Here is a 12,559-nt window from a genome sequence, read left to right on the forward strand (position 1 = left end):
GAAAAACCCCATGCAAAAAAACATGCAGAGTTCGCCAACGATGCCTGACGACACTATCCAGCCTGCGCTCAAGCAGGCGCCACACGAGCAGTCCCCGCTCGAGCAACCCTATCTGGACCTGATGCGACTTGTGCTCGAGCAGGGCGTGGAGCGTGACGACCGCACCGGCGTGGGCACCCGTTCGGTGTTCGGCCACCAGATGCGCTTCGACCTGTCACGGGGCTTTCCTCTGGTGACTACCAAGAAGTTGCACCTGCGCTCGATCATTCATGAGCTGCTGTGGTTCCTGCGCGGCGACACCAACATCGCCTATCTGCGGGATAACGGGGTGCGTATCTGGGACGAGTGGGCCGACGAGAACGGTGACCTTGGCCCGGTCTATGGCTATCAGTGGCGTAGCTGGCCCGACCCGCGTGGCGGTCATGTGGATCAGATCGTCACGCTGCTCGACCAGATTCGCACCAACCCGGGTTCCCGGCGGCTGATCGTGTCGGCCTGGAATCCGGCACTGGTCGACGAGATGGCGCTGCCGCCGTGCCACTGCCTGTTCCAGTTCTATGTGGCCAACGGGCGTCTCTCCTGCCAGCTCTATCAGCGCAGTGCGGACATCTTCCTGGGGGTGCCCTTCAATATCGCCAGCTACGCGCTGCTGACTCAGATGATCGCCCGGGTCACGGGCCTGGAACCTGGTGACTTCGTCCACACCCTGGGCGACGCCCATCTCTACCGCAATCACCTGGAGCAGGCCGAACTGCAGCTTTCGCGCACACCGCGCCCGGCCCCGCGGCTGGTGCTGTCGCCGGGTGTCGACGACCTGTTCGACTTCCGCTTCGAGCACATCGCCATCGAAGGCTACGACCCCCATCCCCATATCAAGGCCGAGGTGGCGGTATGAACGACGAGACGCTGGTGCCGGTGGCGATGATCGCCGCGCTTTCCCGCAACCGGGTGATCGGCGTGGAGAACCAACTGCCCTGGTACCTGCCGGAGGATCTTCGCTTCTTCAAGCGCATGACCCAGGCCAAGCCCCTGGTCATGGGGCGCAAGACCTTCGAGTCGATCGGGCGCCCCCTGCCGGGTCGGATAAATATCGTGGTGACCCGGAACAGCACCTTTCGCCACGATGGCGTACGGGTCTGCCATGACCTGGCATCGGCCCTGGCGCTGGCAGACCAGCAGGCGACCATCGACGGCAGCGAGGAGATCATGGTGATGGGCGGTGGCGAGATATATGCCCAGGCGCTGCCTTTTGCCAGTCGGCTCTATCTCACCGAAGTGGATGTCGAGGTGGAGGGTGATGCCCGCTTTCCCGAGCTGGGCGACAGCCAGTGGGAGGAGGTGCAGCGTGTGCCCGGTGAGCCCGCCGATGGCCAGCCCGACTACAGCTTCGTGGAGTATCGCCGCCGCTGACGGCACGAGTCGCCGACAGGCGACATTTGTCAGCGCCCGGCTTCTGGCACAAACTTGCGGGAAGCCCTGTGCCACCCACATGCCTCTGTAGTTGATACACGACCCTGTCGCGATAGTGAATGTATTGAGAGGGCGAGTCTATAACGAGCCTGCCTGGAGGATACCGGTTTGATCGATGAGCGTTCACTCCGCCTGCTGAATGACCTGGAAGTCAGCGCCGATGCCACCCTTGGCGAGCTGCACGGCTGCCGCGTGAAAATCCGCCAGCTGCAGGAGCGTGTATCCGAACTCGAGGCGGCGCGCCTGGAGCTTGAAGAGGAGAATCGCGAGCTCGACGAGCAGAATCGTGAGCTGGAGGAGGACAATGTCCGCCTGCGTGAACGGCTGAGGAAGGGCGAACCCTCACCCATGTTCCCGGGACCGTCCCGTCGCGCCCAGGGGCTCGCCGCGTTGATCGGGCACCGTCCACGCGACGCCAACCCAGACGAGCAGGGCGCCCCGGTGCATCAGCATGAGCCTGAATCGCCTGGCGGGTCGGCCGCACCGCAGGACGGTGGTCGGCAATGGCAAGGCGAGCCACGGCTGGGGGAGCAAGACAAGCGAGCAGAAAAGCAGGAAGAACAGCAAGAAGAACAGCAGGAAGAAAAGAGAGCGGTGGAACAGGCTGAGCGCACGCGGGACGACGTGCGGGCCAACAAAGAGGAGCAGCCCAAGAACGTATCGGATGAGCGCCAGGCGCAGCTGCCCATCGAACAGGCACCCTCCGCGGAGGCGCTGCTGACGGAGTGGTACCGCCGCTACCCAGATACCTTCTTCAAGGGGCACACGCGACCGTTGAAAGTGGGCATCCATCAGGACCTGGCAGCCCGGGAGCCCTGGCCGGAGAAACTGGTGCGTCGCGCCCTGGCAGGCTACGTCAATCTACCGCGCTATCTGAAAGCCGTGCGTGAAGGCGCACAGCGCATCGACCTGGCCGGCCAGCCGGATGGTAGCGTCGATGCCCAGGCCGCCGAGCACGCCCACCGCAAGCTCGAGCGGCTCCAGGCCGAACGGCGCAAGCGCGGCCAGGCTCCTGGGCCTGGTCACCGCCGCGGTGAGAAAATCGCCAGAACCGCGAAGGGAAACCGTACCAGCAAGCGCGGCACTCCCGGGGGCGAGGCTCCCAGTGGTCGGCCCGCTGCGCCTGCGGCAGCGCAGCCGCCGTCACCGGCCTCTAACGCTCCCTCCGATTCTGCCACCCGGGCCGACCCCGACGCCCGGCTGGAAGCCAAGCTCTCGGCCCTGCTGGCCAAGCATAATGGCCGGGATGAGGGGCGCTGATAGAAGGAGTAGAAAGAAGCGTCACTGGAAGGGTTGATGGTCTACCCTTGCCAGCCTTGTATCAGCGGGGCATCATGTGCAGGCTCATCGCTGCCAGGCAACTGTTTCGACAGGCCTGCGGCTGCGGCCCGCGGGCGGGAGGCGCGCGGACCGCAATTTCAGGAGAAAGTTCCAAGGTGAAGGGGCACAGCGTAGGAAAACAGTGTTTTTTCTTATTGCGTTCCCTCATCTCCCGGTATAGAGTTCTACCTGCGAGCATTGGACTATAACAAGGCTTCGCTGCGGACATGCCCGGCCCTGGCCACTTCCTGAGAAGGAACCGAGCCAAGAGCGGCGGGATCCATGCCCGGCAAGCTACCTGCACGTGTCATTCGGATTCGTGCAGTAACGATCGAAACAGTAAGCTAGTGAAAGGAACTATAGAGATGAAAAAGACACTGTTAGCGACTGCCATTGCCGGTGCCATGGTCTACGGCGCCACTGCCGCCCAGGCCGCCACCGTTTATGACCAGGACGGCACCCAAGTCGACGTCTATGGCCGTATCAATATCGCCGCCCAGACTGGCGGTCCCGAGGCCGGTACCACCAAGCAGAGCGGCTCCGAGATCATCAACAACGGTTCGCGCTTCGGCTTCCGTGCCCGTAACGAGGTCTCCAGCGACCTGAGCGTATTCGCCAACGCCGAGTTCCGCTTTGCCGCCGACACCCGCGCGGACCAGACTCTGCAGACCCGCTCCACTTTCGTTGGCCTGGACAGCAACAGCTTCGGTCGCGTCACCGTTGGTAACTTCCTGAGCGTCTACTACACCGCCGTCGGCTCCGTGTTCGACGTGCCCCAGGGTCCGAATGCTGCGCGCATGATGGACGGTTTCGGTGCGGTCAACTCCCAGGCTGATTCCATCGCCTACTCCACGCCGAACCTGGAAGGCTTCCAGGCTCACGTGCAGGTGCAGCACTACAGCGGGAATGATTCAGTGATCGGGGCCCAGGACAACTCTTCCGAGCTGTCATGGATCGGCGCGGTCAACTACACTTGGGAAAATCTCTACCTGGGCCTGGGCTACGTTCAGTCCAAGGATCTTTCCGACGTCGGCGCAACTGCTGATTTCGGTGAGCGCGGTGGCCAGGAAGACCTGTGGGGTGCCACTGCGTCCTACCAGTTCACGCCCGAGTTCGCTGCCCGCATCAAGTATGAGGACTGGACTTCAAACGACGAGAATCTGGTTGGCCCGCAAGCCTACGACAACCTCTGGGGCCTGGGTGCCACCTTCGACTACGGCATGGGCGAGATCTACGGCGACTACTACCGCATCCGCATGGTTGACGAAGATCTGAGCAGCCGCAACCACTGGACGCTGGGTGCGACCTATCGCTTCAGCCAGCCGTTGTTCGCCTACTTCGAAGTGGTTGACTTCGACTTCGACGCTGATCAAGCTATCGCTGATATCAACGACGACCTCGAGTTTACCGTCGGTCTGCGCTACGACTTCTAAGTCGAGCCCAAACTGATTGCAAGATTCGTCGATTCGATCGACGACAGAACCGGCCCTACGGGGCCGGTTTTTTTGTAGTGCTTTCCTCTCTTATTGCACCGGTCTTTTTTCGCTTTTTCGCCGGACCCTTTCACTGTGCTTTTCCACTGCGCGGTGTCACTGACTTTCCGTGCGCTGCACCTTTGTGTAACTGAACTGGGCTTGATTCGTATCAAGGAAGCGTCCATTTTAGGGCAAGGCCCGCCATCCACGCGGGACACCGTAGGTGAGGCAGTTCAGAATTCCGGTTACAGATGCAACCAAGGAGTGCCCATGACGCTCGTGCCCTCACGACGCCAGCCGGCCAATGCGACACGCTGTGAGCGCTGCACCCTGCACGCGCGCTGCCTGCCCCTGGGCCTTGAGCTCGATGCGCTGGAATCCTTCGAGGCCATCGTCCAGAACCCACGCCCTTTGAAGCGGGGCGAGGCGCTGGTGCGACAGGGGGGCACCTTCGAGAGCCTGTTCGTGGTGCGCTCGGGCAGCCTCAAGCAGTCGGTGGCCCAGGAGGGGCAGCGCGACCAGGTGACCCACTTCTATCTGCCCGGTGAAGTGGTGGGGCTGGACGGCATCGGTGAGACCAGCTGCTATGGCAGCGTGGTGGCCATGGAGTCGACCTTCGTCTGCGAGCTGCCCTTCGACCGCCTGGAGGATCTCGCCGAGCAGTTGCCGGAGCTGCGTGGCCAGCTCTATCGCTGCATGAGTCGGGAGCTGCGCAACGACCAGCGCATGATGTGCCTGCTTTCGGGACGCACCGCCGACCAGCGCCTGGCAAGCTTCATGCTGGGGCTTTCCGAACGATTCCGCGCGCGGGGTTTCTCGCCCTATCGCTTTCATCTCTCCATGTCACGATCCGATATCGGCAGCTACCTGGGGCTGGCGCTGGAAACCGTCAGCCGGGTGCTCGCCCGTTTCCAGCAGCAGGCCATGGTCACGGTGGCGGGGCGTGAGCTGACCATCCATGACATGGAGGCGCTGGTGGCGCTGGCGGAAGAGGGGGTGGGGCGCCACTCGGGGGGGTGACGGGTATTCCCGCTTTTGCTTATGGGCTCAGGATGCCATGATGGCCTCATGCTCGTACAAAAATCGGTGGTTCGCCCTTGACCGGATGGCTGTTGTCGACCCTGCGTTCGCGCCTGCTGCTCGGTGTCAGCCTGGGCTGGCTGGTGCTGGTCGCCGCTCTGTTGGCCTATAGCCATCTCAGTGGGGGCGCGTTGGCCCAGCGCGAGAACCTCACGCATCTGGAGTACGAGGCACAGCTGATTGCCAAGCAGCTCGATCGCTCCATCCATGTGCGGCAACAGGCCCTCGCTCGCCTTCGTCCCTCCCTGGCATTGGACGAGGACCTCTTCACCCAGCTGCAGCGCCAGGAAGGACTGCTGGCACTCTTCGACCGGCTGATGGTGTTCGATGCCCAGGGTGAGCCGGTGGCCGCCTGGCCCCCCTTCGAGCATGGCGGACCCAATATCGCCGCCCGCGACTATTTCCATCATGTCCGCGGATTTCGCCGTCCCCATGTCAGCGAGCCCTACGTGGGGGGCGAGACCGGCATCCCTCAGGTGATGGTGATAGAGCCGCTGCTCGATGACGAGGGGCGCTTCCTGGGAATCCTCGGCGGCAACGCCAGCCTTCACGATGGAAGCTCCTTCGTCAACCTGCGCTCGCAGCGGATCGGCGAAGATGGCCACGTTGTCTTGACGACCGCACAGGGGCAGATCATCAGCCATCCCGACCCTGCCTATCTGATGCAGGCGGTTCCTGCTGCCGATCGGCTGCCGCTGCTGGATCGGGCCCTCTATGGATGGGAGGGCAGCGGCATGGGCGAGCAGCTGGATGGCCAGCCCGCGCTGATGGCCTTTCGCCAGGTCTGGTCGGCCGATTGGGTGGTCGGGGTCTTTCTGCCCTTGAGCCAGGCCGAGGCGCCGGTCAATCGCTATGCCACCGAGTTGCGCTGGGTGGGCTTGGCCACGGTGGCCCTGATGCTGCCGCTGCTCTGGTGGCTGCTCGGCCTGGGGCTGGCCCCGCTGCATCGGCTGGAACGCCAGATAGAGCGGGTAGGGCGTGGCGACGCCAGGCGGCTCAGGCTTCACACCACCATGCGTGAACTGCATCAGGTCGCTGATGCCTTCAACCGCCTGGAGGATCAGCGGCGCGATGCGCTCGCCTCGCGGGAGGCGCGCGAGGCCTTCCTGCAGGCGGTACTTGCCTCATCCCCGGTGGGCATGTTCCTTGCCGATATGAAGGGGCGGATCAACTACGTCAATCCGGCGCTCGAAGCCATCTCCGGCTTCAACGTAGCGGCTTCCCGCACCTCCGAGTGGGTGCGCCGGATACATCCCGAGGACCGGCCGGCCTTCATCGAGCAGTGGCGTGCCACGCTGGAGAGAGGCGATGATCACCACCTTCAGTATCGCTTCCAGCGTGACGACGAACAGCTCTGGCTGGAAGCCCAGGTGAGCCGGGTGGAGCTGGGAGACACGGCGCTGGGGTTCGTCGGCATGATCCAGGACATCACCGAGCGTCATGAGCGGGAGACTCGCCAGCTCTGGGAGGCGGAGCACGACCCGCTGACCGGCTGTCTCAATCGGCGTGGCTTCGAGAACCGCCTTGAAGAGGCCTGTGCCCTGCACCGCCGGGAAAGCGACAAGGTGCTGTCGCTGATCATGATGGATCTGGACCATTTCAAGCCAGTCAACGACACGGCAGGGCACGCCGCCGGCGACGAACTGCTGCGCCTCATCGGACAGCTGCTCGAGGAGTCGGTGCGTCAGCAGGATGCCGTGGCCAGGCTGGGTGGTGACGAATTCGCCCTGTTGCTGCCCTCCTGCCCGCTGGAACGGGCCACCGAAATCGCCGAGCGGATTCGTCGGGGTATTGAAACGCTCGAATTTCAGGTGGATGGCCACACGTTCCGTGTGACCGCGAGCATCGGCGTGTCGAACCTGAGTGTCGATGATCGGGACGGTGGCCCGCTGGTCAAGCGTGCCGACCGGGCCAGCTACCGCGCCAAGCACCAGGGGCGCAACCGAGTCGAGGTCCAGGCGGGGCTCTCGAAAGTCAGCGAGTCCTGACGGACTGTGAGCTGGCGCACCAGCTCAAGTTTTTGCCACGCCTGCCGATAATTGATGGTGATACGCGAGTAGTGTGGATGGGTCGTCTCGCATCCGGATAGTCCAGAGGAGTGCATGGCCCCTTATGCCTCACAAGACGCTAGCTATCGCCAGGGATACCATGCTCTACATGGCCGCCGCCGTCTTCATCCTGATGGGGGGGACGGGGCTGCTCACCTTCTGGCTGGGCATCGACTACCCCTTGCGCAGCGTGTTGTTGCCCGATAATGCGTTGGCCGTTCTGCTGGTGGGCGTCGGCTTCCTGGCACTCATGATGCGCTGGTCCTTGCTGTCTCGTTTAGTCGCTCTCATCCTGCTGCTGCACATGGCCTACCTGCTGGCCCATAACGTCATCGCCGGGGGCAGGGAGGTCGGCTTTTCCTGGGTAACCGGCGATGTACGGATGGGTTCCCTGGCGTCAGCGGTGCTGATGCTGGCTGCGTTCTGTCTGATGATCGGTGTCGGCCGTCGCGCAGGTCGTTGGCTATGGGCCTGTGTCGGGGTCCTGCTGGTATGCATCAGTCTCCTGGCCCTGCTCCGGCTCTTCCTGCCGGGCGGTGAGGTGGCCTGGACGCTGAACAACGCTTCCTCACCACTGCTGGGAACCTTTCTGGCCATGCTCCTGGGAGGGTCGATGCTGATGATGGCAATCGGCGTCGACCGCCCACAACCGCGAATGGGGAGACTTGCGCTGGGTGCGGGTCTCTTTGGCGTGTTGCTGAGTTGCTCTGCCTGGTACGTGCTGAACTGGCACTATCAAGAGGAGAAGCAGCTCCAGGCCAGCCATCTATTGGACAATCTGCAATACAACGCCGAGCAGGTCTTCAGCGCCCAGCTACTGCTGGCTCAACGAATGGCCGAGCGGTTGGATGCTCTCGGGATCACGCCGGACGAGGCTGCGCGCGAGAATTATGTCGAGACCTATTTCGGGGACTCCCCCGGCATGCAGGCGATTGGCCTGTCGAATGATGGGGCCTGGACATGGCGGCATTCACGGAGCGACGCGGCTGGCCAGTGGCTGACCGAGCGGGTGGATGACCCTGACGTCGTGTCGTGGCTGCAGTTGAATTTCCCCCAGCCACGCTTGATGTTGGCCGACTCGATGCATAGCCGTATGGCGCTGATGGTCACCCTGCTGCCCTCGACGGGGCAGAGGCTGGTGAGTAGCCTCGATCTTGCGGTGCTGCTGAAGGAGGAGCTGCGCGTCCAGCTGGGCAACTCCATGGTTCGCGTATCCCGCGCAGGTGAGTCGCTGATCGACATTCGAGCACCTGGCCGCACTGCGAGCGAGCTGGAGTATCCGCTTGTTGCCAGACGCCACATCGGCATGCCTGGCGGATTGCAGCTGACGCTGGATGTCTTTCCCGATGCCGTCGGCGACATGCTCAAGGCCGGGCTGATACCCGGTGGGGTGGCGCTGTCAGGACTGCTGTTGAGTTATCTCATGGCATTCAGCCTGGGGCTGGCCCATCAGCGACAGGCGGACAGGCGCTCCCTATGGGAGAGTGAGCAGCGCTACCGTTCGCTCTTTGCCTACAATCCCGATGCGGTTTTCTCCCTCGATGGTCAGGGGAGGATCGCTACCGCAAACCCGACCTGTGCCCTCATTACCGGCCTGCCCATCGAGCAGATCGTCGGCAGTCACTTTTCCCAGCTTATTCCGGCCGATGAAATAGAGCGCGTGCTCGGGCATTTCACCAATACCCTGCGGGGAGAAACGCAGCGATTCGAGGTGGCGATCGTCACCCAATCCAATAGGCCGTGCCTGCTCTATGTGACTTGCCTTCCCATCCTGGTGGACGGTGTCTCCCAGGGGGTCTTCGGCATCGCCAAGGATGTGACGGAGCAGCACAGAACCGAGACTCGCCTGCGCGTGCTCGAGCGGAGTGTGGAAGCCAGCATCAACGGCATCGTGATTGCCGACGCCACCCAGGCCGACTGCCCCATTACCTACGCCAATAGCGCCTTCCAGGTCATGACAGGCTACCGGGAGGAGGAGCTGATGGGGCGTAACTGCCGCTTCCTGCAGGGAGAAGAGACGGACCCCGAAACGGTGGCACTGCTGCGCTCTCGGCTGGCCGAGCAGCGTGAATGCCATGTCACGCTGCGGAACTATCGCAAGGATGGCAGCGCGTTCTGGAATGCCCTCTACGTGTCGCCGGTGCCCGATAGCGATGGCCGAGTGACCCACTTTGTCGGCGTACTGAACGATGTCTCCGAACGCCAGGCTTATGAAGAGCGCCTGGCCCACAGTGCCAGCCACGACACCTTGACGGGCCTGGCCAACCGGGCGCTGCTGGAAGAACGACTGATTCACCATTTCGCCTTGTCGCAGCGCCAAGGTCACACCATGGCCGTCATGTTCGTGGACCTGGACGACTTCAAGCCGATCAATGACAGCCTGGGCCATGCCATAGGAGACCGAGTGCTGGTCGAGGTGGCCAGTCGACTGAGTAGCGTCATGCGCCCTGGCGACACCCTTGGGCGGCTGGGGGGAGACGAGTTCGTGGCATTGCTGCCCGCTACGCCCCATGACGTGCAGGCGCAAATGGCAAAGCGGTTACTCAAGCTCCTGGCAAGACCTTATCGCATCGAGCGCCATGAGCTGCACCTGTCGGCGAGTATCGGTATTGCTGTCAGCAGTGACGCTGTCGACCAGCCTATGGAGTTGATCCAGCAGGCGGATATGGCAATGTACAGGGCCAAGCAGCAGGGGCGTAATGCCTATCAGTGGTTCACTCACGAAATCACCAGGCGCGTCAATGAGCGGCTGGTGATGCGCAACGAGCTCCAGGACGCCATTGACACGCAGCGGCTCCAGCTGTATTACCAGCCACTCTATGATCCGGCCCACCACATCGTCTCCGTGGAAGCCCTGCTTCGCTGGCCACATCCTGACCGGGGTTTTGTACCACCCAGTGAATTCATCCCCTTGGCGGAAGAGACCGGGCAGATCATGCCCATCAGCCGCTGGGTGCTCGAACGCGCCTGTCTCGACATGCGTCTGCTGGATACGCGAGGACTCGAAGGCCTCAAGGTAGCGGTCAATCTCTCACCCATGCAGTTTCACCGTTCGGGGTTCCTCGAGACACTGAGGGAGACACTGGGGCGCCTATCCTTTCCGGCCAACCGGTTGGAGCTGGAGCTGACCGAAGGCGTACTCCTCAATGATGCGGAGGAGGCTGTCGAGATTCTTCACGCCCTGCGCAGCATGGGGGTCGAGGTTTCCATCGACGATTTTGGCACCGGCTTTTCCAGCCTCAATTACCTCAAGCACTTGCCCATCAGCAAGGTGAAGATTGATCGCAGCTTCGTCAGCGAAGTGATCGACAGTGCGGATGATGCCTCGATCGTGCAAGCCATCATTTCCATGGCTCACCACCTGGGCCTGCTGGTCGTGGCGGAAGGTATCGAAACCGATGAGCAGCATAGCCTGCTGAAGGAGTATGGCTGTGAAATCTTCCAGGGCTTTCTGCTTGCCCGCCCCATGCCGCTGGCTCAGCTTGAGGCGCTCTTGAGAGCCGACAAGCGGACGAAGCCGGTTACCTCCGGAGGCGGCTGAGTTCGGCCTTCCCGCATTGACCTGATCGCACGGGTCAGTAGAATCACGGACACGCTTTTCGTCGCCGGGACGACCCGGTGTACGACCTCTTCATACCGGGGACGACCCCATTCCACCATGGAAGCGAAGCTCATGGCGTGGATCATTCTCGTCGTTGCCGGTCTCCTCGAGGTGGCCTGGGCACTGGGCCTGAAGGCTTCTGAGGGTTTCTCCCGGCCGCTGCCCAGCGTTCTGACCATCATCGCCATGGTTGCCAGTTTCTACCTCCTCGCCCAGGCAATGAAAGTGCTGCCGGTAGGCACCGCCTATGCCATATGGGTGGGCATTGGCGCCGTGGGTACGGTAGTGCTTGGCATACTCCTCTATGGCGACAGCGCGTCACCACTGCGCCTGCTCAGTCTGGTTCTGATCCTGGCGGGGCTGGTGGGGCTGAAGTTGGCCGGATAGGATGCAGTACAATGCACAAAAGTGAGGTATCCATGTCAATGCCGCCGCAAGGCCTACCCTCCGGCGAACTGCTCGACCAGCTGGCGCGGGCTGTGACCGACAATGATGACCTGGAAAGCCTGGTAAGGCCATTACTCGAGCTGCTGCAGGCCGTGACAGAGCTGGAATCCACTTACCTGACCACCATTGATCCGGATGAGCGTTTTCAGCACATCCAGTTTGCCTACAATCCCCATGGACTGACGATTCCCGAAGGTCTTTCGGTGCCCTGGAGCGATACGCTCTGCAAGCGTGCGTTGGATGAAGGGCGTGCGTACACCGACACTGTCGCCGAATGCTGGGCCGATTCGGGTGCGGCCAGGCAACTGGGCCTGGTGACCTACCTCAGTGCCCCGGTCAGGGTGGGTGACAGTGAGCTGTATGGCACGTTATGCGGTGCCAGCGCCTCTCGTGTCGCGGTCACCGCCGAGGCAGAGCGGCTGCTGGGCCTGTTCGCGAACCTGATCGCCCGGCAGATCGAGCGTGATCGACTGCTGCAGAAACTGCGGCAGGAGAACTCGCTGTTCAGCAGCTATGCCCTCACCGACCCCTTGACCGGCATACCCAACCGACGTGCCCTCTACCATGAGCTTTCCCGAAGCCTGGCCAATGCGGCCCGCTATGGGGAGGCACTGTATATCGCCTTCATCGACCTCGATGGCTTCAAGGCCATCAATGACCAATATGGCCATGACGCGGGTGACAGGTTCCTGATCAGCATGACCTCCGTGCTGACCAAGGGACTGCGAACCGGCGATTACCTGGCCCGGACTGGTGGGGACGAATTCGTCTTTTTTGGTCTGGGCAGCAGAGCGGATACTGCGGACAAGGATGAGGATGTCTTGCACCACCGACTCGAAAGCCTGACCACCGGACGCTTTGATATCGGGTATCAGTCTATCGAGTATCCGGGTGCCAGCGTCGGCTTGATACGGGCCGGGAACGGTGAGCGGGATATCGACGGGTTGCTGAAACGGGCCGATGCGGCAATGTATGTGGTAAAACGGGCTAGGCGGAGTAGAAGGCAGTTTTGAACCGTGTCGGTTTGCTTGGTGACTCCAATGGCAATGAGCGGACAGGGGGAGTGATAACGCTGGCAGCCGGTGGTGTTGCTTGGATATGCCAAGGGCTTCAGCCAC

Annotated in this window: 9 protein-coding genes; all 9 read left to right on the plus strand. The window is 62.3% G+C overall.

The window, feature by feature from the left end; genetic code table 11:
- Window positions 1–40 precede the first annotated feature (40 nt).
- Window positions 41–895, plus strand: coding sequence for a thymidylate synthase (locus KZO25_RS00315; protein ID WP_223135461.1), 855 nt, complete (start codon window positions 41–43; stop codon window positions 893–895).
- Window positions 892–1,410, plus strand: coding sequence for a dihydrofolate reductase (locus tag KZO25_RS00320; RefSeq protein WP_223135462.1), 519 nt, complete (start codon window positions 892–894; stop codon window positions 1,408–1,410). The genes KZO25_RS00315 and KZO25_RS00320 overlap by 4 nt, the downstream gene beginning before the upstream one ends.
- Before the next feature lie 168 nt (window positions 1,411–1,578).
- Window positions 1,579–2,730, plus strand: coding sequence for a ProQ/FinO family protein (locus KZO25_RS00325; protein WP_262488762.1), 1,152 nt, complete (start codon window positions 1,579–1,581; stop codon window positions 2,728–2,730).
- 425 nt (window positions 2,731–3,155) lie between these two features.
- Window positions 3,156–4,223, plus strand: coding sequence for a porin (locus KZO25_RS00330; protein WP_223135463.1), 1,068 nt, complete (start codon window positions 3,156–3,158; stop codon window positions 4,221–4,223).
- Window positions 4,224–4,535: 312 nt separating this feature from the next.
- A complete protein-coding gene (fnr, locus tag KZO25_RS00335) occupies window positions 4,536–5,285 on the plus strand; it encodes a fumarate/nitrate reduction transcriptional regulator Fnr (protein ID WP_066444724.1) in 750 nt (249 codons plus the stop codon).
- Window positions 5,286–5,362: 77 nt separating this feature from the next.
- The gene (locus tag KZO25_RS00340; RefSeq protein WP_223135464.1) at window positions 5,363–7,333 is read left to right on the plus strand and encodes a diguanylate cyclase; all 1,971 of its coding nucleotides are present in this window, start codon (window positions 5,363–5,365) and stop codon (window positions 7,331–7,333) included.
- A gap of 124 nt (window positions 7,334–7,457) precedes the next feature.
- Window positions 7,458–10,934 carry an EAL domain-containing protein gene (locus KZO25_RS00345; RefSeq protein WP_262488763.1) on the plus strand — a complete coding sequence of 1,159 codons (3,477 nt, stop codon included), beginning with the start codon at window positions 7,458–7,460 and terminating at the stop codon, window positions 10,932–10,934.
- A 132-nt stretch (window positions 10,935–11,066) separates the two neighbouring features.
- Complete coding sequence (gene sugE, locus KZO25_RS00350) at window positions 11,067–11,381, plus strand: quaternary ammonium compound efflux SMR transporter SugE (protein ID WP_066447192.1); 315 nt, start codon at window positions 11,067–11,069, stop codon at window positions 11,379–11,381.
- Window positions 11,382–11,413: 32 nt separating this feature from the next.
- Window positions 11,414–12,454, plus strand: coding sequence for a sensor domain-containing diguanylate cyclase (locus KZO25_RS00355; RefSeq protein ID WP_235588970.1), 1,041 nt, complete (start codon window positions 11,414–11,416; stop codon window positions 12,452–12,454).
- Window positions 12,455–12,559: the final 105 nt, after the last annotated feature.

The sequence above is a fragment of the Halomonas sp. ANAO-440 genome, assembly GCF_019915905.1.
Lineage (GTDB): Bacteria > Pseudomonadota > Gammaproteobacteria > Pseudomonadales > Halomonadaceae > Halomonas > Halomonas chromatireducens.

What these genes read in the sequence shown, in the direction of transcription:
- KZO25_RS00315 (WP_223135461.1), top strand. Translation starts at nt 41, where the DNA reads ATGCCTGACGACACTATCCAGCCTGCGCTCAAGCAGGCGCCACACGAG.
- KZO25_RS00320 (WP_223135462.1), top strand. Translation starts at nt 892, where the DNA reads ATGAACGACGAGACGCTGGTGCCGGTGGCGATGATCGCCGCGCTTTCC.
- KZO25_RS00330 (WP_223135463.1), top strand. Translation starts at nt 3,156, where the DNA reads ATGAAAAAGACACTGTTAGCGACTGCCATTGCCGGTGCCATGGTCTAC.
- fnr (WP_066444724.1), top strand. Translation starts at nt 4,536, where the DNA reads ATGACGCTCGTGCCCTCACGACGCCAGCCGGCCAATGCGACACGCTGT.
- KZO25_RS00345 (WP_262488763.1), top strand. Translation starts at nt 7,458, where the DNA reads ATGCCTCACAAGACGCTAGCTATCGCCAGGGATACCATGCTCTACATG.
- sugE (WP_066447192.1), top strand. Translation starts at nt 11,067, where the DNA reads ATGGCGTGGATCATTCTCGTCGTTGCCGGTCTCCTCGAGGTGGCCTGG.
- KZO25_RS00355 (WP_235588970.1), top strand. Translation starts at nt 11,414, where the DNA reads ATGTCAATGCCGCCGCAAGGCCTACCCTCCGGCGAACTGCTCGACCAG.